Raw genomic sequence first — 25,183 nt, 5'->3', positions numbered from 1 at the left:
CTAAGGAAAAAATTTTATTAAAAATAATTTATTTTTTAAAATAATATTAATAAAAAAAATAGTTTGAAATGCCGGCGTTACGCCGACACTTCAATATCCAATCGTTTCTTGAGTTCGCGGTAGCGGTTGCGGATGGTGACTTCCGTAACCCCCGCGACGTTGGCCACTTCTTTCTGGGTGCGCCGTTCACCTTTGAGGAGACCGGCGATGTACACCGCAGCGGCCGCGACACCCGTGGGTCCGCGTCCGGAGATTAATCCTTTTCCTATGGCATCTTCCAAAATTTTCCGCCCTTCTTCCTGCACCTCGCCGCTCAAATTCAATTCCGACGCGAAGCGGGGGATATAGTGGATAGGGTTCGTGAGGGGCACTTCCAGTTTCAGCTCGCGCACGAGAAAACGATACGTCCGCCCGATCTCCTTTTTGGTTAATCCAGAGGCTTCGGCCATCTCATTGAGGGTGCGGGGCACCTGGTAGGTGCGGCACACCGTGTAAAGTACGGCCGCCACGACGGCTTCGATGAGCCGTCCCCGAATGAGTCCTTTCTTGACAGTTTTCCGGTAGAGGAGGGCAGCGGCTTCCACCAGTTGTTCGGGGATGTTCAAGTAGCTGGCCACGCGTCGCAACTCGGTCAGTGCAATGGAAAGATTTCGCTGCATGCTGCTGGAGATGCTGGCGCGCTTGTGCCATTTGATGAGTCGGTACATTTGCGCTTTGCTCTTGCTGGACAATTTATTTCCCCGGGCGTCGGCACCCCGGCGGTCGATAACCGTAACAAGTCCCTTGTTGAGCTTCACATATTTCATGGGGCTCCCGGTCCGGGCGCTATCCTCGAAAGAGTCGCCGTCGAAGCTCCGCCATTCTTTTCCAAAGTCCATCTCGTCTTCGGAAACGATGAGTCCGCATTTCTGGCAGACTATTTCCCCTTTTTCCGTATCTTTGCGGAGCTTATCGCTCCCGCATTCTGGACAAACCAAGCCGGCCATGATCGTACCACCTTTCCTCTCCAGGACCCTGACGCCAAAGACTCCTACATAAAAAGAGCCTGTGCTAAAGAGAACCCGATAATCCATTGCTGCGCTTGAACTATATAAAAGAGATAGTTTTCTTTATAAATAAAATGACTTTCCGCTTATAATAGCGGCCCATGTGTTTCATGCGAAATGGAAAAAATTTGGGCTATTTTCTTTCCCGAGGGGGTTTTCCAGCGGCTAACGTTCGGAATCGGCGGGCTTTTCTTCTGAGATTTTCTGCTTTATCAGTAGCTATTTCCGACTCTCGAATCCAAAGATTAGTTTTTCTTGATTCAGCTAAAAGAAATTTGTAAATCGCGTGTAGTTTATTTCTTTCATAACTTTCTCTAGCGGTACTTCTGGGGGCTTGAAGCCAAGCCAACTTCGCCCTTTCTTTATCTTGCCATAATTTTTCGGCTCCGATAGAATATCTACGTGCTCTCTCATCTTTGGTTTTCGCTTTCTCTTCTATTCGTCCGGCTTTTCTTCCAGCTTTGCTGCGAAGTTCTTCTAGCCGTTCTTGTTGGCGTTGGTATAGTTCTTCGTAAAAAGTTCTAGCAGGATCCCACGGAGGAAAAAAGCGTATATCTTGTTCAATCAATTTCTTTCGCTCCTCCGCCCGTCCAATTCTTGATTTCAGGGTGCCTGCCAATGCGAATTTTGTGAGTGCGTCTCTGGTGGCACGTGCCGCATTCCGTATGGGCGTTTTTCGAGCGGGTGGTTTTTGTCCGGGTCTTGTCATGGTGACCTGGAAAAGCATTCCCAGATTATTAAACATTCCCCAGACGGATAGGTCATCGACGGGCGAAAGGCTTCTACATTATTTAGCGGTTTCGTCGCTGGTCTTCACCGGGCTTTTGGGTGCGCGGGCTTTTCGCGCGGTGCGCGCACGGGCGCCTCGGCCGGCCTTTTTCTTTTCTTCAGGGGCCGCGGCCATGACTGCATTAACGATCCCGGATTGCCCGGGTCGGCTGGTTACGGAAGCGAAGTGTTTGTTTCCTTGGGCATCCTGGACCTCAATAAGGGTTCCTTTGCTCAGGATATTCCGGCGGACCCAGAGGCGGTTGGCGGCATTTTCATGCACCCAGATAATGGTCATCTTTTCCGTTTTCCCGGTTTTGGGATCCGTCACCGAGACAGTATGGGCATGCATCGCTTTGGATTTGTGGGTGTTTCCGCGTCCGGAGAGTACTTTCACAGTATTCCGCTGGGCATCCAATGTCGTCCCAGAGAAATCCCCTCCTTTCTGGTGCAATCGCTTGGTGGCGCGGTTGACGCTCGTACGGATGCCCCCGGTGCTCTTCCGTTTGCTCTTCTCATGCCATTGCGTCATCGTGAAACCCCTTGTTTTATAGCCCTGTCCCGTTTGGGGGATTAGCATGTCTCCCTCTTCTATCGCCCCCCTTTCAATGGACTTGCGTCCACTCCTGGGGAAGCCATGGAAAATAGGGATCATGCCGGGCGTGTTGGATAGCACGAGTGCCATTGACACGCTTAAAAAGATATCGACGTGGACCCAAACGCGTCCTTTTTCCCCATGCGTGGTTCAGGTGTTTCCCGCTTCCAAAATAGGAGGGCTGGCGCATGTGGGATTTGCCGGGGCCGGGATGGCCTTGGCGCTGAATGCCAACTCCATGGCCTTCCGCCGGCCTGAATTAGAATGGTTGGGCCGGGTGGCGGGCGAGAGGCATCTGGAGAAGGCCCAATCCCGCGTGGGATGGTCGTCCAAAGAAAAAGAATGCGTTGTAGGATTTCTTCTCCCTTCTTCTGCCCGAATGAATAGTATCCTCTCATCTTTTTCCAAAGACATTCATTTCACTCCAGGCCTGGTTTCTTTTGGGGCTGGCCTCTCACTTCCTTCCTTCCCCTTGTCCCCTGAAGATTATTTCATCGAGCGCGCTGCCCTATCCGGGTTGAGGGAGTGATATATGATTAGGTCCGCGCTCCGCCATCCATGGCTGGTGCTCCTCCTCATTGCCCTTCTCGCCATGATGGTGCGCAGCGTCCCTTTCCAGTTTGAAGGTTTGGTGGATCCGGATGCCCATTTCCATGCCCGCCTGTCAGACAACATCGCTTCCTCCCAGTCCCTTCTCGAATGGGATTTCCTTTCCATGCAGGGGCGCGTGTATTCGTATCCCCCCTTGTTACATGTGCTCGTGGGCACACTGGCTTTGCTCACCGGACTTTCTTCCTTGCTCGTACTAAAAATCCTCGGCGTACTAGTGGGCGGATTATTCGTTTTCGCCGTATACCGATTGGCGCACCATCTCTCACAATCCCAGGGAATGGCAGTGTGGTCCGCTCTTTTCGCGGGAATGACCACTATTTATGCTTGGCGCACGGCCGCTTTTTTGCGCCCGGATTCCCTGGCCACACTCATGATTCCTTTTCTCCTGTATTTGTGGGTGTCCCGCCGGGAGATTCCTGCGTTGGTGGGAAGCGTCGCTCTGGTTCTCCTCCACCCCCTCTCCGCGGTGGTGTACGCGTTTCTCCTCATGGGAATGTTGGGTGTCGCTATGTTCAGGCGCCACCACGTTTCTCTTTTTCTTCCCCTTGCTTTAGTCGGCATGCTCCTCACTTTCTTCCTCTGGATTCATTCGATAGGATTGCCCTTTTCGGATTACATTTCCCCCGTCTCCTTGGACGCCTCCGAATTAACCCCTTTTTGGGTGCTGGGAATCGTTCTATTCTTCCCTTTTGTTTGGGCTTTGGGTCTCGCCGGTTTGGTCAAAGGAAAACCCCACGAATACGTGCTGGTCTGGTTTTTCCTCGCCTTTATCGCGGCCGCATTCGGTATGCGGTTAGTGAACTATTTGACCCCCTTCCTGGCCATCCTGGGGGGGTATGGAATGATGTGGGTCATTTCCCATATTCATTCCCTCAAACGCGGTCTCCCCATTCTGGGGGGGATGATGTTACTCTTAGGAATAGTTGTCGTGGGTCAAATCATGAGTGCGGAAAACCCGTATGTGCACCCCGCCGAGCACGCGGCGCTCACGTTCATCCAAACCAATACGCCCTCCGATGCCGTCATTCTGACCATTTGGGACCAGGGCCACGTGATGACCTACTATACTAAACGTCCCGTGGTGATCGATGGCTATTTTGAATTCGCCCCCGATCTGGATAGGCGCAATGCCATCATGGGGGAGGCTTTCTATTCCTCTAATTGCCAAACGGTTTCCCATGCCCTACAATCCTTCAGAGCCACGCACCTGTATCTTCCTCAAGACGAATTATATTCCCGTTCCGTGGAATTGGGTTTGCTCGATCTTTCCCCCTGCGAGCAGCTGAGCCTGGTACATTCCTCTGAGCACGCACGGGTGTATGCGGTGAATGGGTGATTTATTTTTTCATCGTTCAATTTCAATCCAAAACAATTTCATCCCAAAATAGCTTGAATGATGTCAATCAAATGGCAACTCCTCCCCATCCGGAACATCCGTAACCGTTTTCATTTCGGCCATTTCCTTTTCCCATTCGGGAGGGAGGACACGCGTCGTCTTCTCTTTCTTCTCGGAGGTATAGGGGGCCTGCAGCACCTTGAGGATGGCCGCGGCTTTTTTTGGGCCTATTTTCTCCACCTCCTCCAACTCTTCCAATGTGGCATTGGTCAATTTCTGGATGTTTCCAAAATGTCCTAGGAGGGATTGGGCCAGGTTAGGCCCCACAAGGGGGAGGCTTTCCACGAGGAATTGCTGTTGTTCCTCCAGGGTAAACCCTTTCCTTCCCAGACGTAAACGTATTTCCCTATCCTTGGCCACCTGTTCCCGCTTGGCCATCTGGTGGAGGAATTTGGCGCTCTCTTTGGCATCTCGAGTGAAAAGAATGGGAATCCGATACGTCAGGGCAATGGTAGATAGCATCCCGATGATGGCGTGCTCATGGATGTTGCGGAGCGTGAATAATTCCTCCGGCTTTCCCTCTAGTAGGATCACCGGTCGCGCATACGCCTGGCTCATGTCCATGAGCTGATTTAATAATCGTCCATCCAGCACGCTGCTCAGGAAATCATTCACGGTTTTCCGTTCCACCACCACATCCGGTCCAACGATAAAATCCCCTACTTCCAACTGTTTCACGTGCACTTTGACATCCGTGTAGAATGAGAGTTCGCGCATGACCGAAGAGGCTTGCTCCCGCGTGTCCGCGAATACAATGATCTTCTCTTCCGCGTGCTGGGCGAGGGTTGTTTGGTCCCTGAACGGGGCGGTGATATGGGTGGCGGTGGATGAGAGTTTATCAAGCGTGGCGTGCATATTTTTCTCTTTCCGCATGGACGCCCAATACATGGCCTCATCCATCGTCTTTTCCGCCATGAGGATGATGACCTTTCCCGCCTCCTTTCGCCCCGTCCTTCCTCGTCTCTGAATTAAGCGGATTTCACTGGGCACCGGTTCATAGAATATTACCAAATCCACGGAGGGAAGGTCCAATCCTTCCTCCGCGACCGAACTAGCTACGAGAGTATTATACGTCCCCTCCCTGAATAATTCAAGCAGGTTGATCTGTTGTTTCTGACTCAACCCTTTGTCTTTGGCTGATTTGGTGGCCTGCCCGATGAATCGCGCCGCTCGGATGGGGGGATGATCATTCAGGGCCTCCGTCACATAGGCCACCGAGTCCCTATAGTGGTTGAATACCAATACTCGTGAATCTGGGTTTTTCTCAAATTGGGAGGTGAGCAGGCGCGTGAGCAATCCTATCTTGGGGTGTTCTAATTCTTTAGTTTCAGCATGGACTTTGGTCCGCACATACGCCTGTCGGATATGCGGGTTTTCGAAAACCAATTTGGCGGCTTTGGATGACCCACTGCGTGTGGATTCGGCATAGAGTTTTTCAAAATAAATGAGTAAGGTATGCACGCCCTGGCTCTCCAACAAGGTAATAGCATGCGTCACCTTCAAGAGGGCCGCCACTTTACTCACCGCATGGTATAACGATGGTTTGGTGTTCCCGTATTGCAGCATGTCCTCCCGCAGCTGTATCTGTAATTCCATGATGTCCTTCCGCTTGATGTAGTGGGGGAAATGCAATTTCTGCGCATACCCCATTCGTTTGAAGAAGTGGATTTGTTCTTTTATGAATTCTTCCAAATGGTTTTTTATCTCGCGGTATTCCTCCGGCAGTTTCACTCGACGCCATTCCACATTGATGGGATTCACATACGGTTTGACATCCGGGTCCTGCATCGTCTTCACGACAATGTGTTGGATGAAGAGGTTCTTGCACACATCCTGTATCGTTTCCTCTTCCGATCCCGGGGACGCTGTCAGAGCGAGGATGATCCTTTTTCCTTCTGGGGCGCGGATTTTCATGTAGCGCTGGGCCAAATAGACATAGGCATAATCCTTCACCCCCCGGTGCGCCTCATCAAATATGAGTAGTTGCACATCTTCCAGTTCCTGTCTCCCCGTGAGGACATCGTTTTCAATGGTTTGGGGAGTGGCGGTGATAATTATGGAGGTATCCCACAGGGCTTTCCGTTTATCAGGGGATAATGCGCCCGTGAGCACATTGATTTTTCCCTCCTCGAGGGTGAGGAATGCTTTCATCCGGGCCGCGTGCTGGACCGCTAATGGTTTGGTGGGGGCGAGAAATAATATCTTTCTTTGAGGGTTTTTTTGAAGGAGATGCGCCGCCACGAGGACCGCTATCACCGTTTTCCCCAGGGCCGTGGGAGCTACAACGAGGGTATTCCCTTTCTCCATCACCTGGGCGGCAATCACTTCCTGATAGAGCCGCCGCTCGAGCGTATGCTCTTGGATGAGGGGGTGCGAAATATAGGAGGTCATGTTTATCTTTTGCTGGCGCGTATTTTAAAGCCGCTAACACCGCGCCGCCGAGAAAATGGCTTGGAATGCCTCTTTTTCGTCATTCTAAGGCATTTGCGGGTTTCTTCGGCGAAATAAAGGCAATGGCTTTATATTTTGGTGCACGAGATAATGGGTTAGGACCCCCTATGACCGAACTCCCCTTGGCTGCCGTGGACCGCATCATCCGTAAAGCCACGGGTATCCGTGTCTCCGAAGAGGCCGCCAAAGTCCTGGCCGAGCACATGGAAGATTCTGGCATGCACCTCTCCCGCGAGGCCGCAGTGTTCGCCAAGCACGCGGGGAGAAAAACCATCACCGGCGCGGATATCCGATTGGCGATAAAGAAGTGAGTGTTTCTACACGGTAATCCATTTATTTTTTTTGCTTTTTTTCCTCGTTCAAATTTTCAAAAATAGAATTATTTCCAAAATAGAATTGGGATCAATTTTTTTTTCTCCCCATCAAATTTATTCACGGTGGTTTTTTGATTATTTCTAACGGTTCACCCTAAATTTCGCCGTATTTCCACAATAACAACTTCAAATATGAGTTTCTTCCCGGCGAGGGGGTGGTTGAAGTTTACCGTCACCTTATTCGTTTCCATGTTCACATCCACAATTTCCCCTCCGCCGATGCTGGTGTCCACCTTCCGTCCCACTTCCAGGGGGATGTTGGCATCGATGAGTAATTGGGAGTCGAATTCCTGAACCAAGGCGGGGTTATATTCCCCGTATCCCATGGCGGGCTCCACGTCGATGAAGGTGCGGTCATCCACTTTCAATCCGTATAATCCCTGCTCGAACCCCGGGATGAGCATGCCTTTTCCCACTTCGAATGTCGCCGGGCTCCCCGCCATCGTTCCATCGAATTGGGTGCCGTCTTCAAATCGTCCCCAATAATAAAGAATCACCGTGTCCCCGGGTTGGATGCCCTCTTCGGTTGATAGTCGATCCAACAGATTGCTCTCCCCGGCATTGTTCCGCGAGGCGATTTCCGTGCACCCGGCAAAGAGGAGAAAAAGCATTCCTAATCCCAACAATACGAGCGGGCGCATCACGCATCCAGAGCCCGACAGGCTTATTAACGCTTCTTTTTCCCCTGGGATTTTTCAACACCCATGCATACCCGGATGTATTTATCTACACACCCGAATGTTTCAGTCGGGGTGAATCCTGTGTTGGTGAGCACCAAATCGAATGGGGATAGATCCATTCCGAAGGCGATGCCATAGAGCTTTTTGTAAATTCTCTGGTCAGTGTTCCCCCTCTCCCGAATGGCTGTCAGAGCCGCGTGATGCGTGCTTCCATCCCTCTGGGCCACGCGCGCCGCCCGCTCCTTCTCAGGGGCCGTGAGCCAGATGCGGATGGCTTTTCCCTTATACTGCCAGGGCATCAATCTCGAATCCGTGATGGATGAAGGGAATTGTTTCAATCGTTTCACGAGCCGCGCGTCCACTTCCTTATCCATATTCAAATCGCCAGCCCGCATGTGAGTTCCTTTCTTTCCTAATTCCGTTTCCCAGAATCCGGGGGTGTTCATCCGCTTCACTGAAATGCCTAATCGTTCCGCGAGCACGTCACGATGCACCTGCGAGCCCGAGATGAAACGCAACCCATATTTTTTTCCCAATCTTCGTGCGAGCGTGCTTTTCCCGCTTCCGATTAAGCCGGAGATGAGGATGGGTGTTTGGATTTTTTTCATGATGTCACATCTTTTTTTTTCAGATTGCCATCACGATGAGCGTACACACACTTGCAGCGAGGATTCCCACCCAAATTATTTGATGAGAAATCCTTTCCACTTCCTGGTCATGGCGGGGTTTGGGAGCCATCGATATTTTTTTGGAGGAGGAGTTAAATTTCCTTCGTTTGAAAGCCATTCAATCCATCTCCGTCTTCTTTTGAAAGGGTTGCACCACGCACACCCCTTTTTGGGCCTCGAGGAGCGAGATGAATCCAACCAGGAAAAATGGAAATACGATCACGCGGGCCAGGGCATCGAATGAGAACGCCACCAGGTACCCGCTCAACACTCCTGCGATGACCAGACTGACCAATCCAATGGACCGGCGTCGCTTGATTCCAGTAGGACCAATGGTGGCAGGCATTCCTTTCCATCCATTCTCGCCAATAAAAATATAGGGGGGACTTTCCTTTCTAGGTAATGGTCTCCTGGCTCCAACGCATCCAATCCTATCCCGCGCCGCCTTTCCATAAGCGGGTGTGGATAGCCCTCTTGCGCATCCCCAAAGGCAAAGTGGTCACTTACCAGACGCTCGCCCGGATGGCGGGAAACCCCCTTGCCCCTCGGGCGGTGGGGAATGCGTGTAATCGCAATCCCTTCGCTCCCCATGTCCCCTGCCACCGGGTCGTGGCCGCGGATGGGGGGTTGGGTGGGTATGATTTGGGTGTGCGGAAGAAGAAACAATTATTGCGCCGTGAAAATATCCAAGTGGATGCGCGCGGTCACATCGATCTTTCCCGCTTTGGCTATTTTCCTATGAAATAATTTCCCTATTAAAAATATTCATGAAATAAATCGATGAAATAAAATCCATGAGATACCTATTTGGATGAAATGCCCTCTATTTCCTTTTTCCTATTCCAAACGAAAACAGTATTTCCTCTTTCATATACCGATCAGTAGGGATGATCCTGTCCGCTAGCCGAAAATCGGCGCTCACCGCTTGGATGCGGGTGGGTTTCCGTGGAACAAGGAGAATGGTCTTCACGTGCTTGGCCATATCAATATCCCCATAGGAATCGGTGATGAGCACCGTGTGATTGAGGGCGAATTTCCATCGTTTGGTCCGGGCCAACTCCCGAGTGGCGGAGAGCTTGGTCCGCACCTTCACGCCTCGCGTGGTGCCATTGCGCAATCCCAGTATATCCTTCACCCCATCCATCTTCCCTTTGGCATCGAACGATACTTGTGTTCCGATAATACCATCGAAGCCGAACCCATAGCGTCCAATCAATTCATCATTCACCATGTCCGCGAATTCCTTGGAGGAGAGGGTGGCGAGCACGATGTGTTTTCCTTCATTCTGCAATTCCTTGAGGGCATACACCAATTCTTTCCTCAGGGATGGCCACATCTTCTTCAATACGATTTGAAAATCATCTCTTGTGAATCCGCGGTATTGTAGCAACCTATTCCCATCGATGATGGCCTCTTCCACACTCAATTCGCCCTTGGATAGGTTTTGCAGGATGGCATCGTGCAATATATCCCCCATCGACGAATGGTCTATTCTGTCCGGGTACGCCACTTTCAATCCCCATCGTCCGGCGTCGTCCTCGAACAATGTCCCATCCATATCCACGACAATGAGGTTCACCTTCCGGAACCAGTACCGGGGTCTCAATGCCTGCCGCTTGAGCTTGAACACCAGGGAATTCCGGATAAACCCCCCCACCACCCGGGCATGACGGACCTTACTACCCACATACTTCCGGATGCTCATTCTTCATGACCCCTCTTTAGGTTCGATAACTTCACGGATGACCCATCCGCGTCGATTGTTATAGAAAGACTCCAGTGTTTCCAAGATGTCTTTGGACCCGACTCGATGCATGATATAATGCGCTCCGTTTTTTGTTCCCACGTATAGTGCTACGTGTGTGTAGGGGATACCTTCCTTATTATACTTCGAGACTGGATTAAAAATTCCAAGAACCTGACCGGGACGCAGGTGGGATCGGAACCCTTGATCCCCATCCCGGGATGATTTCCAGACCGTTCGATTTAACTCCGCTATTTTCCAAGCGTCTCCACGGACGTATCGTAATCCGAATAGATGCTCCGCGGCCAACCGGGCGTACATGGCGCACCAGTTTCCATGCGGTATTTCTGAAAAATGCAATGGTGACGATGGAATACGTTGAATCACTTGGCGGGGTGATTCGATCATCTTCTCTGCCACTACATTCGGTTTAACGGCTGTCGGGCGTGGCGTTTCCACCATTTTATATAACCCGACCGCCGCAGCAACATTGGCCGCAAGTAATCCGGCACGTAGGGTCCATCTTTTCTTGGATGATTTTTTCCAGTGAAAAATTTTTGGATCCGTTCTCATTACTTTGCGCCCCATAGCCATGCTATTCCGGCATTTTGGAAGTTTATAACCGTGTTAGAGTCCGGGGTGGTGGCCGCTTTCCTTGAGCACCATCATCGTTTGCGTGCTCCCCACCCCATCCAGCTTGCGGAGTTTGACAGTGATGAGATCGTTCAGTTCTTCCAGGTCCTTCACGCGCACCCGCAGCATGAGGTCGGCTCCCCCAGTAATAACGAAGGCTTCTTCCACGGCCGCGAATTCCTTGACGTGTTTCAATATATCCTGCTGAAGCACCTTTTCCCCGCTGGGAAGGGTGTTTTGGGCTTCAATAAGGACAAAGGCCTGGATGGGGCGGTCCAGTTTGGAATAGTCCACCCGCGCCTCATAACGGGTAATAATGGCTTGGTCTTCAAACCGCTTGATGCGATGGTGCACCGTGGAGAGGGGGAGGTGGAGTTTCTTGGCGATCTGCTGAAGGGGGGCTTTGGCCTTCCACCTAACCGCGTTCAGGATGTCCTTGTCATGATTATCCAATGCCATATTGGAAATTTTCCAACGAATTCCTTATAACCTTGTCTTTTTTGGCAAATTTTCCTCTTTTTCTGGCCAAAACTATAAATAGGTTCCCGGATGGATAGTTGAATACATGGGATAGGCTCATGGGCACCAAGAGTGTGTTCCTGAGAGGAGGACTCATAGGGATCAGTGATTGGCTCACAACAATTACCGGCCTGCGTCGTACCACCGGGCCGGCCTGAAAACTCTTGGGTGCGCGGAAGCTAGGAACTGCGCCCCAAATTTATCTGCTTTTTCTCTTTTGGATTCGCTTTTTCCTTCCCGCAAGGCTTTATTAATGCGTCCCGGCTCTCCTATTTGACGAGGGATGGCTCTTATGGTGAAGCTGACCAAGGAAAATATCCTCTTTACCCTCTTCGTCCTTTTCGTGATGGGAATCACCATATCCCCCACCCTCTTCCCGGGGTTCTTCAATCCCATCGTAGAATTCATCCGGATGGAAGCGACTAGCTTCGGGGTGTTCACCCCACTCATCCTCATCATAATGTTGGTCGTCGCCACCGTGATAACCCCCATCCCCCAGTCCCTCATTATCATTACCATCGGTGCCATCTATGGTCCCGTGGCGGGGTTCGCCCTGGCATTAGTGGGAGGGGTGCTCGCGGCGAGCACCGCGTTCATTGTTGCACGCACCTTCGGTCGGGACGTGGTCCGCCGCTTTCTCCCGCAGACGCATTCCTTCTACCAATTTTTCGAAAAGAACGCTGCGTGGTTCGTGTTTGTCCTGCGCCTCATCCCTACTGTTTCTTTTGATCTGGTTTCCTATGCCGCGGGATTGACCAAACTGAGATATTTTCCCTTCGTCACCGCCACCTTCTTCGGGATGATGCCCGCCACCCTCTCTTTCGTCCTCATCGGCGCGGGCATCACTGAAACCGGCTTCTACTCCTACGTCGGCCTGGCCCTATTCCTCATCCTCATGGCTGTGGGCTTCTTCGTGAGCAAAAAATATATGGATGGGGCAAATGGGAAGAAAATATGAAATCATTACCTCTCAAATAAGAATTAACAATATAATATCCCTGATCCGTCTTCATTTTGCTATCGAGAATATAATACTCCATATTTATCCTCTCTCCTATCTAAATCGTTTGAGGTAAATCTACCCTTGCAAATAATGACATTGGCCCCTTTTTCTTTTATCCTAGAGGCATAATAATTCAAATCCACTGGGGCACCATAATCATAAATGAAAACAATCAATCTTGGATATTCCATCATGTACTCTTCTATTTGAGAAATTAAATTTCTTAACGTGTTGTTTGATTTAGCTATTTTAACTTCAATTGCATATTTTTTATTTATAATAAAATCTATTGATTCCCCGCGTTTTGTCCTAAATTCTGAAAAAATTTGATATTTGTTTTTCAAATAAACTTCCAGTGCCAATTGTATTTCGAATTCATTATGAATTATCCTATTGGTACGAAAAGATTTCAAATACCTTACTATCTCAATAGTTTTTTCATCATGGTTTTTATCAATCCCAAAAGTAATTTTTAATTCATCTATCATTTCAGATAAAAATGCAAATAATAAATTTAAATAATTAGTTTTTATATGCAAATACATTACGGGAATGGCCCCAATAATTAAAGCCGGTAAATACATTCCTGCTGCGAACAAATAAATTGATGCGATTGCCATGAATATTAAAATAAGAATAATATCATATTTGCGAGAAAGAAAATCAAAGGATTTTGATCGGTATCGCTTTCGACGTCCCATTACTGGATCCCTTCTATTCGATTAAAAAAAGGGGCCATTTTAATTCTATCTAATATGCGTCCAATTACAATCATTTTTCTACCACTGAAAAAATGCGATTCATACACTCAATAAAACACGCCCCGTGGTGGACTTGAACCACCGACCTACCGGTTAACAGCCGGGCGCTCTACCACTGAGCTAACGGGGCATCTGACCTGTTTTCCTTCCGGAAACAGACGAACCACGCCGGATAAGGGTTTTAAATGGGTATTTTGTTTGGCGGGAAGAGCGGGAATGTATGAGAAAGGCAGAATGGGAATTAGTCATCGTCATCCAAATGATATTCCTCTTTCTGGTAGCGGCGACACCCCTCCTTGAATTCTTCCAATGGCGGGAGTTTCTTTTCCTTAGTTGAGCGTATGTCGAACACCTCCATGAGTTGGTTGAACAATTCAGGGTAATACCAGCATCGCTCATGCCCTTGCTGATCCACCCATTCCTGGATGATGCGTTTGGCTTGGTCGAATTTCATGTGTGTTTCGTCCATGGTTTTTTCATTCCTCAAGAGGTTTTATTCGATTCGATCTTCTCCAAAGAAAATGGAAATAGCGGGCCCCGATCACCGATACCGGTCGCGCAGGCGCGGATGCCAATCCGTCTCTCGCTTCCGCGACCCGAGAAGCACCATCCTAATGGCCTGCCGTTGCTCCCTTCCGGGCCTGGCGGGGTTCAACAATTAGGGCAGTCTTCCCGGACAGAAGGTCGTCGATCCGTCTTGGCGGCGTCTACGGTTGCAGTCCTTCATGACCGGGATTCGGCCGCGCTATAGCCGGTTTCGCGCACGGGAGGACGGCTACCCCTCCACCTAGCCCGAGCAAAATACGGCCCAATATCCTTAAAATCAACTCCACCTACTCCACCAAATAACGTTTTTTTTTCCCTACATACTGAATCGGACCAGCATTAACCCTTTTTACCCCAAAAAAATAAAATCGTCATAAATTCAACGTCCATTCCCGAAAGAATGGGTTATGTTTCCAGGAAAGCGTTAATCATACTCCGTTCGATCAGGAAAAGGTATTTTAAGTCCAGTTGTTTAGGGGATGCACTCCATTCGGAGGAGCAAAAAAGGGGGATTTCAATGCAATCGATTGTTTCTAACGCCGTCACCAACGCACCCAAGCAAGAGGAGCGGTTGGATGATTTCGGTCAACCTAAAATTATGGTCATTGGCGCCGGGGGTGCCGGGTGTAATGCGGTCAACCGCTTAGCCAATATGGGGATCGCGGGCGCTCAATTAGTGGCCGTGAATACGGATAAGCAACATTTATCCATCATCAATGATGAAATAACCAAAATTCTCATTGGAAAGTCAGTTACCCGAGGTTTGGGAGCTGGGGGTTATCCTGAAATAGGCGCCAAGGCCGCGGAAGTCTCCCGCCAAGCCCTCGAGGAAGTGCTCGCGGGCGTGGACATGCTCTTCATCTCCGCCGGTATGGGAGGGGGAACAGGTACGGGAAGCGCCCCCATCGTTGCCGAGATTGCCAAGTCGCAAGGGGCCATTGTCATCGCCATGGTTACCTACCCGTTTGCCCTCGAGAAGGCACGCGTGTTGAAGGCCGAAGAAGGTATCGAGTCCCTGCGCAAGGTCTGCGACACGGTAGTGGTTATTGACAACAACCGCCTCGTGGAATTAGTTCCCAATCTGCCCATCCAGGATGCGTTCAAAGTGGCCGATGAACTCGTGGCACGCACCGTGCGCGGAATCACGGAAACTATTACCCAGCCCTCGTTGATCAACTTGGATTATGCCGACGTGCGCTCGGTGATGGTGGGCACTGGATTATCCATGATTGCCGTGGGAGAGAGCAAGGGCGTGGAGAAAGTGAATGAAGTGGTGGAAGACACGCTCAAGAATTCACTCCTCGATGTGGATATCGCCGACGCGAAGGGCGCTTTAATTCACATCACCGGGGGCGCCGAGCTCACATTGGGTGAAGCCAACGCCATTGGCACTATGCTCACCGAGCAATTGGACCAAAAATCAGTAGTCATCTGGGGGGCCCGGGTCGACCCGACCTTCGAGAACAAAATTGAGGTCATCACCATCTTCACAGGCGTGAAGAGTCCCTTCATCCGAAGCGGGCACGACCGGAACGACTACAAGCAGGCCCGCTCGCGCTCGGGGGAGTTTGGAATAGATTACTTATGAATAATATCGATTACTTTTCCTAAAATATGTTCCCAGGGTCGCTCCCTGGGTAATCCTTTTTTTTAATGGCGGTTTGGCGTCTACTTTCCTTTTTAAAGTTGGATTGCTATCGACTAGAATCAAGTAATCACTGCGATATAAAGGTTTTAACATGCCTATGAGAACCCTGACCACGACGGTAAAACCATCGGTTTTCAAATGGTTGCGCGAGAGTGCGGGCTGGTCAAAGGAGATGATAGCGGAAAAACTGGGCCTGCCAATTGAAATAGTTGAAGAGTTTGAAGGCGGAAAAAAGGAAATCAGTTTCAGGCAAATAAAAATACTTGCGGTCGCTTACAAGCGCCCCGTGGCATCCTTTTTGTTATCGTCACCGAAGATCGAAAAACCATTGCCTAAAGATTATCGCATGTTGCCTGAAAAGGCAGGGGTATTTGACACAAAAACTATCTTCGCAATCAGAAAAGCACGAAAAATTCAAACGATCGGCCGAATTCTCTTGACCAATATTGATAGGTCGACCAAATCGAAAATTGAGCGAATCGATTTATCCTTAAGTCCAGAAAATCTAGCACTATACTATCGTGAAAGGTTTTCATTATCCGAGGAAAAGCAGACTAAATTCAAAACACCATATGCGTTTTTTGGCTATTTGCGCGAAAACCTGGAAGGTTTGAACATTCTTATCCTGCAGCTTCCAATGCCTGTTGAAGACGCACGGGGTTTTGTCCTATTAGATGAAAACCCTATAGTAATTACGGTTAGTACAAAAGATACAATTGAAGCCCGATTATTTTCACTCATGCATGAATTTGGACATATCTTGTTAGGGGAATCAGCGATAGACCTTCCAGATGTTACCCAAAATGATCACAATTCTATAGAATCCTGGTGTAATCGATTTGCCGCCTCATTTTTGCTGCCAAATCTTATTTCGAAAGGACTATTTGAAAAAAATCGTGATTCATTGACCGAAACGAAATACCTCAACAAATTGTCATCTCATTTCAAAGTGAGTAAAGCACTTCTATTAGTAACGATGCTGAAAGGAAAATTTATTAGTAAAACGCAATTTGATGAAATTTTTGGGAGATTCAAAATAAAAATGTCACTTATCAAGAATAAAAAAGGAAGGAAAATGGCTGGCATGCCATCAGACAAAAAGTGCCTAGCCGAGGTGGGCGGCAAGTTCGTATCACTGGTTGCCAACAATTTCGATCGTGATTATATAACTTACTCCGATGCTCTGAACTATTTGTCAATCAAATCGAAATCTTTTGAAAGGGTTCTTTCTAAGGCAAAATTATGAAATCAGACTGCTATATAGTTGATAGTTCTTCTTTAATAACCTTGAATCGGCGGAACCCGATGGATGTATTTCCAAGCATTTGGGAGAAAATGGCAAAATTGGCTCATAAAGAAAGATTAGTGGCTCCGATGGAGGTGCTTGAAGAGATTAATCAAGGAGATGATCAACTATTGGATTGGGCCAAGAAGTGTAAATCAATGTTCAAAAAACAAACAGAAAAACAGATTGAAATAGTGAAAAAAATATTGCACAAGTATCCCTCCCTTCTGGATGAATCGAGTGACTACTGTGCCGATCCTTGGATTGTCGCATTGGCTATTGAACTTAAAGATCAATCCCGACTGATTTCAATTAAGCAAATAGTTGTCACAGAGGAGCGGTTGCGTGGCGACCGCGTACGGATCCCCTTTATTTGTCAAAAATTCGGGATCGAGGCCGTGGATATAGTCGGATTGTTTAGGAATGAGGAGTGGAAGTTTTAAAAAATTCTAATACCAAGGGTGATATCATGTTTGATTTCAGTCTCATGGTTTATTGGATCCCAGTATTCGTAACACTCATGATTTTATACGATTGGTCGATCCATCTGGTTTATTTTTTCGGGAAGGAAAATATATTTTTGGTTCGGAAAATCAATTATTGGCCCAATTGGTCGGGAAAGAAGTACCAAACATTTTGGACTCTTTTTTGGGGCACGGCGTTTGTGTTGATGGTCATTTATTTATTGGCGAATTAAATTCACATCCATTCTCCAGGCAACAGATCAATTAGTTTAACTTTCTTTTTTTCAGAAATTATCACATTCGTTTTCCTATAATTTCTCTTATCTATCAATCTCATTATTTCTCTGCAACGGCCACAAGGGTATATCACTTTCTCCCCTCCCACAGCCACGATGGTCTTAATTTGGGTTTCATCAGTATGAGAAATCATATTGGCGATGGCGGAATGTTCTGCGCAAAATCCAATTCCACAGCCAAGGTCTAAACTTGTTCCCGTAAAAATTTTTCCTTTCATAGAAAGGAGTGCGGCACCAACTTCCTTGATAATGCCTCCACTCACTTTTTTTGGCCGGACAAGAATTTTCGCCCGAGCAATCAATTTTTTGTCCTCTTTTGTCAATTTCATGGTTAGAAAATTCCTTTTTGGTTTAATAGAGTACTCTATATTCTCATTTTTTTCTATTTTTATGGCCATTTAGGCGTGTGCAAGTTATCAACCTCCCACCACATAGGAATGTGTTACACCGGATTCACAATCACCAAGGGCGCGGCGTTCACAATGATGAGGGCAAGCATGATCCAGAGGAATACTTTTTGGATGGCTTTCTTGGTGCTCGCGTCATCCATCTTGAGGAAACCCAGGTAGGGGGCCAATAAGAGCACGGCCATTTTTCCCCCGTCGAAGGGTAAAATGGGGATGAAGTTGGCGGTGGCCACGAGGAAGTTCAAGAGCAGCAACCATCCCACGAATGAAGCAACAAATCCCGCGACCTGGAGGAAGGGTTCATACCACGAGGGAGGAGTATAATCGGGATTGGCGACCTCGCGCACCGTGATGCCAATCCTTCCTAATTCATTGGCGTTGAAGGAATGATCCATTATGGCCCCATCGCGGTCGATCGTCAGCGTGTAAGCGGTTTTTCCCTGCACCGCGAGCACGTAATCCCGCAACACTTGGATGGGCTGCCCGTCCACGGCTATTATTTTGTCCCCGGGCAAGAGGACATTATGCGCCGGCGCCTCGAACTCGGTGCCGCAGATAACAATGCTATCCTGCACCTCTTGAACTATGACTCCCGAAACCGCGTTACCATGTATTTGGGTGAGCGTGGGGCCCAATATAGGGCCGGCAATTCCAAAGGTGAATAGGAATACTAATAAGGTTCCGATGACAAAGAAATAGAAGTTGCTCGCCGGCCCCGCCGCGTACATGCGGAGGGCTTCCCGCGGGTGGTTTTTTTCAAGTTTTTTTAATTCGTTCTCGTCGGGTTCCACGAACGCCCCAATAGGTAAAAATCCAAGGAGGAGCAGGCCATAGGATTTGATTTTCATCCCTAATTTGCGGATGACGAATCCATGGGAGGCCTCATGCACGATAAGGATGATCACGAAACTCAACCACGCGTGCAGGGGGACTGAAATGGGGGAATTGGGCAGATCAACCCCGGGTATCACGGGCGCTACTCCTGCGCAGGCATTCTTTCCCAGGAGCATCTTGTTGAGGATATCCACTCCCGAATAGAACAGGCTGACTAATATCAATCCCGACAGACCAAATATGCCAAACCCCACCTGGATCACGGGCGGGGGGATAGGGACAATGGGATTGTCCAAAGGAAAAAGGAGGGGGATGAGCATTCCCAGCGCGGCCGTGACCACCAAAAAAACCAGGAGGCGATGCCACATGGGTTTTTTCTGCATCCACAGATAATCCACCGCAATGGCTCCAAATCCAATGACCAATCCCAAATCCGTGAGACGATCCACCCATTTTGGGTGCTGCCGGAATGCATCGAAAATCCGCCGGGGTTTCTCGAACCGCAACATGGTAATGATGGCCCAGGATTTGGCGCCCTTCACATATTTCTTAATCACTGCGGTGCTTGCGACGAGGACGATTCCTATGAGGATGAGCCAGCCCCAGAAGTCGAGCATACAAAAGGAGCAACGCGTTAACATATATAAACTCGTGGCTATTCAAAAGGAATAGGGCTCACCAATGGAATCCTACGGAACGTCTTCTCCGAATGGGAGTGCCGCCATGCCGCGGCGAAACGTCACCAATTTCTATGACTATGTCTTCAACCTCGAGGAGCAGGTCAGGCATCTCCAGATGCAAAATGTCCATTCCGAAGAGAAGAACTCCCAGATGCAAACCGAGCTTCAGCGTCTCCGCGACGAGCTTAACCGTTTCAAAACCCCGCCATTAATGGTGGGTACCATCCAGGACATTCTCCCCAATGGGAAATGCGTGGTGCGGAATTCCAATGGCGTGGAATTCCTCGTGGTCACCGAATTCAACCTCCCCTTGGCCCCTGATGATGCGGGAAAGCGGGTGGCGATGTCCCAGAAGAATTTGGCGGTATTGGAGGTGCTTCCCGATTCCAAGGATGCCCGGGCCCGTGCGATGGAACTCGTTGAGCGTCCCAAGGAAACATTCGCCATGGTCGGGGGCCTGGACCATGAGATCCAGATGCTCCAGGAAGCCGTCATTTTACCCATGACGCATCCCGAAAAATTCGAGCGATTAGGTATCCCAAGCCCGTCAGGGGTGTTGTTGCACGGTCTCCCCGGCACGGGAAAGACCCTCATGGCTAAAGCGGTGGCGCGCGAAAGTAATGCGGCGTTCATCAGCCTCGTGGGGAGCGAATTGGTTCACAAGTATATTGGGGAGGGCGCCAAACTGGTACGGGACGTGTTCAACCTAGCCAAAGAGAAAGAGAATGCGATTATTTTTATCGACGAGCTGGATGCCATCGGCACCGTTCGCACCGATGGCGACTCTTCCGGGGGCGATAGGGAGGTCCAGCGCACCCTCATCCAATTATTGGCCGAAATTGATGGGTTCCGTAACAAGAAGAATGTCAAGATTATTGCGGCCACTAACCGCATCGACGTCATCGACCCCGCGCTCCTGCGCCCCGGGCGTTTCGATCGAATTGTTGAAATTCCGTTACCGGATGCCAAAGCCCGTCAATCCATCGTCGCCATCCACACCCAAGGGATGAATGTTCACAAGGATGTGGTTCTCGATAAAATCGTGGATCAGACGGATGGGTTTACGGGCGCGGACCTCAAGGCGATGTGCATGGAAGCGGGGATGGTCGCCTTGCGGGAGGATGCGAATAAAATTAAGCAAACCCATTTTGAATCCGCCTTGAACAAGATCCTCCTGGCCCGCCAGAGCTCAGATTGGGATGAAGCCAAACCCAATCGAGAGAAAATGCTGGTGTGAAACCATTTCCTCGGGGAGGGGCTCTACCAAATGCAATAAACGTCCTTTGGAATGAATGAAAAGTTTTTCGATAATTTTTTTTGATTTTTTTCTTCCAATATTTGTTAATAATCAAAAAAAAGAGTAGTGAATAATAGGCTGAAAAAGGAAGGGCCTTTCATTCGTAGGGCTGGGAAAAAATAGTGAAGAGAGGATGCCCTCCGGAACAGCTCCCGGGAACACCTCCCCCCATGGTCGGAATAGAATTTGGGATAGGCTCACCATTATTTGCAACACGCGTTGCACGAAGGCTATATGGGCTAAAACTTCTATTTAAACATCTCCTTTTTTAACTCTACTTTATCATGAATATGTGTAATGCATGTGGTGATGGAGCTCCAGAAGCAATTCGGCCTCTCCGACAATGAGGTCAAACTCCTTGCCCTCCTAAAAGAAGGCTCTTTTTCAGTGAAGCGGTTGAGCCGTGCCTCCAAGGTCCCCATGGGTCGAATCTATTCGGTATTGCAGGAGTTGGAGGAGAAAGGCCTGGTGGTCCATCGCGGCAACCCCCGCACGTATACCAGTAAGCCCTGGGACGAGCGCGTGTCCGAATTTTTAGATCGTGAGAATCAGCGCTTGGTGTACAGGAAGCAATCCATCCTCGAAGCATTGTCAACCGAAGCACGGCCGTATGTGCATATCATCACCAACATGGCCCAATACAAATCCCAATACGTCTCCTGGATTTCAGGGGCGGATTACTGTTACCATATTGATGTGGGCACCGCGTACCCTCTTATTTTCCTGGATCAGGATGAGGAAGAATCCCTCCGCATTCTCCAGGCCGTTACTCCTAATTATGTTCCCACTCCCGAGAAGACCTCCAACCGGGCGCTCATGTGGAAACACTTAGGCAAGTGCCCCGACGAGCAACATGTACTATCCGAATACACCCTGCACAATTACTTATCCGCCCTCCAGGAACGGTATGGCCGCCCTTACCTCGAAAAGCAATTGGAAAAGATTTTTACTCACATGGAACAGCATCGCATTCAGATCAACATCATCCCTGATGTGGCCGCCAATCATATGGTGATAACCAATCAAACGGTTATCTCCACTATCTACGTGAAGGACCAGATCCTCGTCCTCAAGATGGATTCCCCTTTCATCATCGAGGCCTACACCAATCTTTTCAAGGGCTTCTTTTCCCGCTCTCGACCATTGCGCGACCAGGTGGGGGAATGGTTGGCCAGTAATGCTCCCAAAAAAATCTATTACGCCGCTCCTAAAGTGGGATGAAAGGGGATATGGCATGGGCACTGCGATCGGGGATATCATCAAAGCATTCGGCCATCCCATCGATTTAGCGGAATTGAAAAACCGTTCCGTCGCTGTGGATGCCCACAATATTCTTTATCAATTCCTCACCTCCATCCGCGGCCCGGAAGGACGTCCCTTGATGGACGCGGAGGGGCATGTGACCTCGCATCTCGCGGGTTTACTGTATCGCACCTCCAATCTCATCGAAGCGGGCATCCGACCCATTTTTGTTTTTGACGGCCAACCCCACCCGCTAAAGAAAGAGACATTGGCCAAACGCCGGGAAATCCGGACACAGGCTAAAGTGGATATGGAAGTAGCCATCGAGGCTGGGGATTTGGAAAAGGCGCGTATGATGGGCGCGCGCGCCATCTCCTTAGACCAGGATATGATCGCGGAGGCCAAGTTGGCCATGGAATACCTGGGATTGCCCGTCGTGGTCGCCCCTCAGGAGGGCGAGGCGCAGGCCGCGTGGATGGTGGAACATCATCTCGCATATGCCACGGTAACCCAGGATTATGACGCGCTTCTCTTTGGTTCAACCCGCGTGGTGCGCAATCTTGCCGTGACGGGGAAGCGCAAGCTTCCCTACCGTAATGCCTTCGTCACCATCGAACCAAAACGCTATGAATTGGAGGAAATCCTATCCTCATTAGCCATCACCCGGGAACAACTCATTTGGGTGGGGATGCTCATTGGCACCGATTTCAATGAAAAAATCCCTAAGGTGGGGCCTAAAACCGCATTGAATGCCGTGAAAGGAAAGGATTCGTTTCCGGAGGTAGTGAAAGGCCTCAAAACGGAGGTGGATTACCCCTGGGAAAAAGTGGAGCGTCTCTTCACCCATCCTCATATCCAGCCATTGGAATCTATTCCCTCTGCTGAAATGAATTCGGAAAAAGTTCTTTCCTTCTACTGCGACCGCCACGGTTTTGACTCGACACGGGTCACGAATGCCTTGAACAAGATCGCCCGCAAACCCGAGGATGAGAAACAGAGCACCCTGGGGAAATGGGGGTAAGGGATATATAACAAGCGTGTTATTAGTGGAGTGGTGCTTGCGGTTAATGGGGATGATAGAAGTATGGCTTTCAGCAAACGGAAAAAGGATGAAAAATTGACTATTTTCATAGGAGGCGACATGAAAGGGGATTTGGACTCCTTTCTGGATAATCCTAAAAAAGGGATGCGGCAACCCGATAATATCCTTTACGTCCAATCTTACTCCCAATTGTTCAAAGCACTTTCCGCGAGCCGATTGGACTTATTGAAATTTTTAATTGATTCCCACAACCAGGGCCAGGAGCAATCGGTAGGAGAGATCGCCAGAAAATTAGACCGAAAACAGGAGGCGATCAGTAGGGATTTGCAGGTATTGCGGAGCATGCGTATGATCGATGTCCGCAAATCCAATCGAAAAGTGTTTCCATATACGTGTTTTGATGGGATTGAGATCCGGATGAACCCTATCCATTCCTGAAAACAATAATGTTTCCCAATTCGTTTAAATTGGGGAAAATGATTTTTTGGCTATGACTTTCCCACCTCAAAAGCCCCGCATTCGCCCCCCCTCCTCGGAGCAATTTCAGCGTTTGAAAAGTATTACTTCCGATTTGATGTTACCGACGGTTTGCCAGGAAGCCCATTGCCCCAATCAGAGCGAATGCTGGTCCGCGGGAACGGCCACGTTCATGGTTTTAGGAAAGACCTGCACGCGGGGGTGTAAATTCTGTCAGATAAGGGCGGCGGCGATCGGGGATGGGGTGGATGCGAATGAGCCTGGGAATTTGGTGCGGGCTGCCAAGCAGATGGGCCTGAAGTATGTGGTTCTCACCATGGTCAACCGGGATGATCTTCCCGATCAGGGCGCGCATCACGTCGCGGCGTGCATCTCGGCTTTGAAACAGAATGGTTTTCCCGTCGAAGCTTTAGTAGGGGATTTCCAGGGTCGGGAAGACTTGATCGACATTGTTCTCGCATCCAAACCCACGGTATTCGCGCACAACATCGAGACGGTTGAATCCCTTCAGGGAAAAGTAAGAGATGCCAGGGCCTCGTATGCCCAGAGCTTGCGCGTGCTCGCCTATGCAAGGAAGAAAGGAATGGCTTACACTAAAACATCCATCCAATTGGGTCATGGGGAAACCGATGATCAGGTGATTTCCACCCTGCGCGACTTGCGTTCACACGGCGTGAACATGCTCACCCTGGGCCAGTACCTGCAACCCTCCCTTTGGCACCTTCCGGTCGTTGAGTATGCTTCCGCAGAAAGATTTGCTACCCTTGAAAAAGAGGCTCGCGCCATGGGTTTCACTTTCGTAGCGGCGGGACCCCTGGTGAGGAGTTCCTATAAGGCGGGCGAACTATTTATTCAATATAGAAACTAATCCAAGAGTAAAATAATGTCCTCCAGGCGTATAGTTGATAGCAGTAAATCCTCTTTTGTAAGGAATAATACAGCATCGTATTTACTTGTAAAAAAGGGTTCATTCGATGTTGGTTTCGACTAAAGGAATCTGAATGTAAGGGGTTAACTTTTTATTGAGATTTGGAAAACTCTTTTTGAGACCAACAACAAATTCACTCATTCCGCTGCTGCGCCCGAAGATTGGATAAAGTAGTAATGAATATTTCGTCCGGTTATAGGAAATTCCATCCATTAGTGTAGGCAGTTCATACAAAATATACTGTGACAAATAATCTAGTTGCGATTCATCCGGGTCAACTCCCCTATTTTTCACATATTTGCGAACGAAAAAAAGAATATTAGTCCTAAATTTTTCATTTGTGCAATATTCCTCTGTTAATACTAATCTAATCTTTTCTTTTTCATTATTCCAAATATCCCTCCAATGAATCACACCTACTCTCATAATGCCTTTTTCCATGGTTATGTCTCGAATTAGTTTCTCATATTTTAAACCTTCATTAAAGGCACGATTAATCGATTTAGTTTCTCCATAACCGCTAAAAACGCGGTAATTGAAACGCGCTATCTCATCAGCAATCAAAAAGACGATTTGCCCCTTAGTATACAATTTACCCCAATTAATCCAATTGGTAATCTGATCCTTTGTCAACTTCTTGGCCGTTCCAAGGCTGATTCCAATAAAAATGTGGTGCTGTCTCAGCGACAGGCCTTTTGGGGTAATATTATACAATTTTACTTTCATCTTGGATGAATCAAACTATCCTATTTAATTATTTCTAACTGGCCCCTTCCCTCATTCTCTA

General features: G+C 48.9%; 28 protein-coding genes, 1 tRNA gene and 1 other RNA gene. 13 read left to right on the top strand and 17 right to left on the bottom strand.

The features are described from left to right. Window positions 1-77 precede the first annotated feature (77 nt). The 3 genes from Q8P05_01135 to Q8P05_01125 form a co-directional block, all read right to left on the bottom strand. On the bottom strand, window positions 78-986 hold the full coding sequence (locus tag Q8P05_01135; GenBank protein MDP2666088.1) for a transcription initiation factor IIB: 909 nt from the start codon (window positions 984-986) through the stop codon (window positions 78-80). A 193-nt stretch (window positions 987-1,179) separates the two neighbouring features. Then, complete coding sequence (locus Q8P05_01130) at window positions 1,180-1,755, bottom strand: hypothetical protein (GenBank protein MDP2666087.1); 576 nt, start codon at window positions 1,753-1,755, stop codon at window positions 1,180-1,182. A 78-nt stretch (window positions 1,756-1,833) separates the two neighbouring features. Beyond that, entirely contained in the window at window positions 1,834-2,394 is a 561-nt protein-coding gene (locus Q8P05_01125) for a hypothetical protein (GenBank protein ID MDP2666086.1), read from the bottom strand. Here Q8P05_01125 and Q8P05_01120 point away from each other — a divergent pair. Both Q8P05_01120 and Q8P05_01115 read left to right on the top strand, forming a co-directional pair. Beyond that, the gene (locus Q8P05_01120; protein ID MDP2666085.1) at window positions 2,393-2,938 is read left to right on the top strand and encodes a hypothetical protein; all 546 of its coding nucleotides are present in this window, start codon (window positions 2,393-2,395) and stop codon (window positions 2,936-2,938) included. The two genes, Q8P05_01125 and Q8P05_01120, sit on opposite strands and share 2 nt — an antisense overlap. 3 nt (window positions 2,939-2,941) lie before the next feature. After that, window positions 2,942-4,357: a hypothetical protein gene (locus Q8P05_01115; GenBank protein MDP2666084.1), complete on the top strand. Its 1,416-nt coding sequence runs from the start codon at window positions 2,942-2,944 to the stop codon at window positions 4,355-4,357. Between the two features lie 63 nt (window positions 4,358-4,420). Here the strand turns inward: Q8P05_01115 and Q8P05_01110 are convergent, their stop codons facing one another. Then, complete coding sequence (locus Q8P05_01110; GenBank protein ID MDP2666083.1) at window positions 4,421-6,808, bottom strand: DEAD/DEAH box helicase; 2,388 nt, start codon at window positions 6,806-6,808, stop codon at window positions 4,421-4,423. 167 nt (window positions 6,809-6,975) lie between these two features. Here Q8P05_01110 and Q8P05_01105 point away from each other — a divergent pair, with 167 nt between their 5' ends. Further along, the gene (locus Q8P05_01105; GenBank protein MDP2666082.1) at window positions 6,976-7,179 is read left to right on the top strand and encodes an NFYB/HAP3 family transcription factor subunit; all 204 of its coding nucleotides are present in this window, start codon (window positions 6,976-6,978) and stop codon (window positions 7,177-7,179) included. 152 nt (window positions 7,180-7,331) lie between these two features. Here Q8P05_01105 and Q8P05_01100 read toward each other — a convergent pair whose 3' ends face one another. From Q8P05_01100 to Q8P05_01090, 3 genes are all read right to left on the bottom strand, one after another. After that, window positions 7,332-7,883 (bottom strand): FKBP-type peptidyl-prolyl cis-trans isomerase, encoded by a 552-nt coding sequence (locus Q8P05_01100; GenBank protein ID MDP2666081.1) that lies wholly within the window; start codon window positions 7,881-7,883, stop codon window positions 7,332-7,334. A gap of 26 nt (window positions 7,884-7,909) precedes the next feature. Next, complete coding sequence (locus tag Q8P05_01095) at window positions 7,910-8,530, bottom strand: cytidylate kinase family protein (protein MDP2666080.1); 621 nt, start codon at window positions 8,528-8,530, stop codon at window positions 7,910-7,912. 178 nt (window positions 8,531-8,708) lie between these two features. Then, window positions 8,709-8,936, bottom strand: a complete 228-nt coding sequence (locus tag Q8P05_01090; GenBank protein MDP2666079.1) for a hypothetical protein — start codon at window positions 8,934-8,936, stop codon at window positions 8,709-8,711. A 56-nt stretch (window positions 8,937-8,992) separates the two neighbouring features. Here Q8P05_01090 and Q8P05_01085 point away from each other — a divergent pair, with 56 nt between their 5' ends. Then, entirely contained in the window at window positions 8,993-9,337 is a 345-nt protein-coding gene (locus Q8P05_01085; GenBank protein ID MDP2666078.1) for an MGMT family protein, read from the top strand. Window positions 9,338-9,413: 76 nt separating this feature from the next. Here Q8P05_01085 and Q8P05_01080 read toward each other — a convergent pair whose 3' ends face one another. The 3 genes from Q8P05_01080 to Q8P05_01070 are packed head-to-tail and all read right to left on the bottom strand — an operon-like array spanning window position 9,414 to window position 11,426. Beyond that, window positions 9,414-10,295, bottom strand: coding sequence for an HAD family hydrolase (locus Q8P05_01080; GenBank protein MDP2666077.1), 882 nt, complete (start codon window positions 10,293-10,295; stop codon window positions 9,414-9,416). Between the two features lie 3 nt (window positions 10,296-10,298). Further along, window positions 10,299-10,928, bottom strand: coding sequence for a hypothetical protein (locus Q8P05_01075; GenBank protein MDP2666076.1), 630 nt, complete (start codon window positions 10,926-10,928; stop codon window positions 10,299-10,301). Between the two features lie 33 nt (window positions 10,929-10,961). Further along, window positions 10,962-11,426 (bottom strand): Lrp/AsnC family transcriptional regulator, encoded by a 465-nt coding sequence (locus tag Q8P05_01070; GenBank protein ID MDP2666075.1) that lies wholly within the window; start codon window positions 11,424-11,426, stop codon window positions 10,962-10,964. A gap of 352 nt (window positions 11,427-11,778) precedes the next feature. On the opposite strand from Q8P05_01070, the gene Q8P05_01065 reads away from it, so the two are divergent. Beyond that, window positions 11,779-12,444 (top strand): TVP38/TMEM64 family protein, encoded by a 666-nt coding sequence (locus Q8P05_01065; GenBank protein MDP2666074.1) that lies wholly within the window; start codon window positions 11,779-11,781, stop codon window positions 12,442-12,444. A gap of 59 nt (window positions 12,445-12,503) precedes the next feature. On the opposite strand, the gene Q8P05_01060 is transcribed toward Q8P05_01065, so the two are convergent. The 4 genes from Q8P05_01060 to ffs all read right to left on the bottom strand — a co-directional run bounded on the left by Q8P05_01060 (window position 12,504) and on the right by ffs (window position 14,049). After that, window positions 12,504-13,109 (bottom strand): hypothetical protein, encoded by a 606-nt coding sequence (locus tag Q8P05_01060; protein MDP2666073.1) that lies wholly within the window; start codon window positions 13,107-13,109, stop codon window positions 12,504-12,506. Between the two features lie 199 nt (window positions 13,110-13,308). Then, window positions 13,309-13,380: transfer RNA gene (locus tag Q8P05_01055), tRNA-Asn, on the bottom strand. Between the two features lie 111 nt (window positions 13,381-13,491). Further along, on the bottom strand, window positions 13,492-13,719 hold the full coding sequence (locus Q8P05_01050; protein ID MDP2666072.1) for a hypothetical protein: 228 nt from the start codon (window positions 13,717-13,719) through the stop codon (window positions 13,492-13,494). Between the two features lie 59 nt (window positions 13,720-13,778). Next, an RNA gene (gene ffs, locus Q8P05_01045) (signal recognition particle sRNA) lies at window positions 13,779-14,049 on the bottom strand. Window positions 14,050-14,313: 264 nt separating this feature from the next. On the opposite strand from ffs, the gene ftsZ reads away from it, so the two are divergent. The 3 genes from ftsZ (at window position 14,314) to Q8P05_01030 (ending at window position 17,172) form a co-directional block, all read left to right on the top strand. Next, window positions 14,314-15,384 (top strand): cell division protein FtsZ, encoded by a 1,071-nt coding sequence (ftsZ, locus tag Q8P05_01040; protein ID MDP2666071.1) that lies wholly within the window; start codon window positions 14,314-14,316, stop codon window positions 15,382-15,384. Between the two features lie 151 nt (window positions 15,385-15,535). Continuing rightward, window positions 15,536-16,690: an XRE family transcriptional regulator gene (locus tag Q8P05_01035; GenBank protein ID MDP2666070.1), complete on the top strand. Its 1,155-nt coding sequence runs from the start codon at window positions 15,536-15,538 to the stop codon at window positions 16,688-16,690. Further along, on the top strand, window positions 16,687-17,172 hold the full coding sequence (locus Q8P05_01030) for a DUF4411 family protein (protein ID MDP2666069.1): 486 nt from the start codon (window positions 16,687-16,689) through the stop codon (window positions 17,170-17,172). The genes Q8P05_01035 and Q8P05_01030 overlap by 4 nt, the downstream gene beginning before the upstream one ends. A gap of 256 nt (window positions 17,173-17,428) precedes the next feature. Here the strand turns inward: Q8P05_01030 and Q8P05_01025 are convergent, their stop codons facing one another. Both Q8P05_01025 and Q8P05_01020 read right to left on the bottom strand, forming a co-directional pair. Next, window positions 17,429-17,818, bottom strand: coding sequence for a cytidine deaminase (locus Q8P05_01025; GenBank protein ID MDP2666068.1), 390 nt, complete (start codon window positions 17,816-17,818; stop codon window positions 17,429-17,431). 113 nt (window positions 17,819-17,931) lie between these two features. Further along, window positions 17,932-19,347 carry a M50 family metallopeptidase gene (locus tag Q8P05_01020; protein MDP2666067.1) on the bottom strand — a complete coding sequence of 472 codons (1,416 nt, stop codon included), beginning with the start codon at window positions 19,345-19,347 and terminating at the stop codon, window positions 17,932-17,934. A 64-nt stretch (window positions 19,348-19,411) separates the two neighbouring features. On the opposite strand from Q8P05_01020, the gene Q8P05_01015 reads away from it, so the two are divergent. The 5 genes from Q8P05_01015 to lipA all read left to right on the top strand — a co-directional run bounded on the left by Q8P05_01015 (window position 19,412) and on the right by lipA (window position 24,336). Next, the gene (locus Q8P05_01015; GenBank protein ID MDP2666066.1) at window positions 19,412-20,647 is read left to right on the top strand and encodes a proteasome-activating nucleotidase; all 1,236 of its coding nucleotides are present in this window, start codon (window positions 19,412-19,414) and stop codon (window positions 20,645-20,647) included. Window positions 20,648-21,004: 357 nt separating this feature from the next. After that, window positions 21,005-21,928 (top strand): helix-turn-helix domain-containing protein, encoded by a 924-nt coding sequence (locus tag Q8P05_01010; protein ID MDP2666065.1) that lies wholly within the window; start codon window positions 21,005-21,007, stop codon window positions 21,926-21,928. A gap of 13 nt (window positions 21,929-21,941) precedes the next feature. Continuing rightward, window positions 21,942-22,970, top strand: coding sequence for a flap endonuclease-1 (gene fen / locus Q8P05_01005; GenBank protein ID MDP2666064.1), 1,029 nt, complete (start codon window positions 21,942-21,944; stop codon window positions 22,968-22,970). A gap of 63 nt (window positions 22,971-23,033) precedes the next feature. After that, window positions 23,034-23,429 carry a helix-turn-helix domain-containing protein gene (locus tag Q8P05_01000; protein ID MDP2666063.1) on the top strand — a complete coding sequence of 132 codons (396 nt, stop codon included), beginning with the start codon at window positions 23,034-23,036 and terminating at the stop codon, window positions 23,427-23,429. Window positions 23,430-23,481: 52 nt separating this feature from the next. After that, window positions 23,482-24,336, top strand: coding sequence for a lipoyl synthase (gene lipA, locus Q8P05_00995; protein MDP2666062.1), 855 nt, complete (start codon window positions 23,482-23,484; stop codon window positions 24,334-24,336). Window positions 24,337-24,435: 99 nt separating this feature from the next. On the opposite strand, the gene Q8P05_00990 is transcribed toward lipA, so the two are convergent. Then, window positions 24,436-25,122 (bottom strand): tRNA-dependent cyclodipeptide synthase, encoded by a 687-nt coding sequence (locus tag Q8P05_00990; protein ID MDP2666061.1) that lies wholly within the window; start codon window positions 25,120-25,122, stop codon window positions 24,436-24,438. Between the last annotated feature and the right edge of the window lie 61 nt (window positions 25,123-25,183).

The sequence above is a fragment of the Candidatus Diapherotrites archaeon genome, assembly GCA_030688545.1.
Taxonomy (GTDB): domain Archaea; phylum Iainarchaeota; class Iainarchaeia; order Iainarchaeales; family VGJJ01; genus VGJJ01.
Note: the sequence above shows the minus strand (reverse complement) of the source record. Positions and strands in the feature narration are given on the sequence as shown.

Bases quoted from the DNA above. Each gene is read 5' to 3' on its own strand.
- Q8P05_01135 (MDP2666088.1), bottom strand. From the start codon at position 986: ATGGCCGGCTTGGTTTGTCCAGAATGCGGGAGCGATAAGCTCCGCAAA.
- Q8P05_01130 (MDP2666087.1), bottom strand. From the start codon at position 1,755: ATGACAAGACCCGGACAAAAACCACCCGCTCGAAAAACGCCCATACGG.
- Q8P05_01120 (MDP2666085.1), top strand. From the start codon at position 2,393: ATGTCTCCCTCTTCTATCGCCCCCCTTTCAATGGACTTGCGTCCACTC.
- Q8P05_01125 (MDP2666086.1), bottom strand. From the start codon at position 2,394: ATGCTAATCCCCCAAACGGGACAGGGCTATAAAACAAGGGGTTTCACG.
- Q8P05_01115 (MDP2666084.1), top strand. From the start codon at position 2,942: ATGATTAGGTCCGCGCTCCGCCATCCATGGCTGGTGCTCCTCCTCATT.
- Q8P05_01110 (MDP2666083.1), bottom strand. From the start codon at position 6,808: ATGACCTCCTATATTTCGCACCCCCTCATCCAAGAGCATACGCTCGAG.
- Q8P05_01105 (MDP2666082.1), top strand. From the start codon at position 6,976: ATGACCGAACTCCCCTTGGCTGCCGTGGACCGCATCATCCGTAAAGCC.
- Q8P05_01100 (MDP2666081.1), bottom strand. From the start codon at position 7,883: ATGCGCCCGCTCGTATTGTTGGGATTAGGAATGCTTTTTCTCCTCTTT.
- Q8P05_01095 (MDP2666080.1), bottom strand. From the start codon at position 8,530: ATGAAAAAAATCCAAACACCCATCCTCATCTCCGGCTTAATCGGAAGC.
- Q8P05_01090 (MDP2666079.1), bottom strand. From the start codon at position 8,936: ATGCCTGCCACCATTGGTCCTACTGGAATCAAGCGACGCCGGTCCATT.
- Q8P05_01085 (MDP2666078.1), top strand. From the start codon at position 8,993: ATGGTCTCCTGGCTCCAACGCATCCAATCCTATCCCGCGCCGCCTTTC.
- Q8P05_01080 (MDP2666077.1), bottom strand. From the start codon at position 10,295: ATGAGCATCCGGAAGTATGTGGGTAGTAAGGTCCGTCATGCCCGGGTG.
- Q8P05_01075 (MDP2666076.1), bottom strand. From the start codon at position 10,928: ATGGCTATGGGGCGCAAAGTAATGAGAACGGATCCAAAAATTTTTCAC.
- Q8P05_01070 (MDP2666075.1), bottom strand. From the start codon at position 11,426: ATGGCATTGGATAATCATGACAAGGACATCCTGAACGCGGTTAGGTGG.
- Q8P05_01065 (MDP2666074.1), top strand. From the start codon at position 11,779: ATGGTGAAGCTGACCAAGGAAAATATCCTCTTTACCCTCTTCGTCCTT.
- Q8P05_01060 (MDP2666073.1), bottom strand. From the start codon at position 13,109: ATGGCAATCGCATCAATTTATTTGTTCGCAGCAGGAATGTATTTACCG.
- Q8P05_01050 (MDP2666072.1), bottom strand. From the start codon at position 13,719: ATGGACGAAACACACATGAAATTCGACCAAGCCAAACGCATCATCCAG.
- ftsZ (MDP2666071.1), top strand. From the start codon at position 14,314: ATGCAATCGATTGTTTCTAACGCCGTCACCAACGCACCCAAGCAAGAG.
- Q8P05_01035 (MDP2666070.1), top strand. From the start codon at position 15,536: ATGCCTATGAGAACCCTGACCACGACGGTAAAACCATCGGTTTTCAAA.
- Q8P05_01030 (MDP2666069.1), top strand. From the start codon at position 16,687: ATGAAATCAGACTGCTATATAGTTGATAGTTCTTCTTTAATAACCTTG.
- Q8P05_01025 (MDP2666068.1), bottom strand. From the start codon at position 17,818: ATGAAATTGACAAAAGAGGACAAAAAATTGATTGCTCGGGCGAAAATT.
- Q8P05_01020 (MDP2666067.1), bottom strand. From the start codon at position 19,347: ATGCTCGACTTCTGGGGCTGGCTCATCCTCATAGGAATCGTCCTCGTC.
- Q8P05_01015 (MDP2666066.1), top strand. From the start codon at position 19,412: ATGGAATCCTACGGAACGTCTTCTCCGAATGGGAGTGCCGCCATGCCG.
- Q8P05_01010 (MDP2666065.1), top strand. From the start codon at position 21,005: ATGCATGTGGTGATGGAGCTCCAGAAGCAATTCGGCCTCTCCGACAAT.
- fen (MDP2666064.1), top strand. From the start codon at position 21,942: ATGGGCACTGCGATCGGGGATATCATCAAAGCATTCGGCCATCCCATC.
- Q8P05_01000 (MDP2666063.1), top strand. From the start codon at position 23,034: ATGGCTTTCAGCAAACGGAAAAAGGATGAAAAATTGACTATTTTCATA.
- lipA (MDP2666062.1), top strand. From the start codon at position 23,482: ATGACTTTCCCACCTCAAAAGCCCCGCATTCGCCCCCCCTCCTCGGAG.
- Q8P05_00990 (MDP2666061.1), bottom strand. From the start codon at position 25,122: ATGAAAGTAAAATTGTATAATATTACCCCAAAAGGCCTGTCGCTGAGA.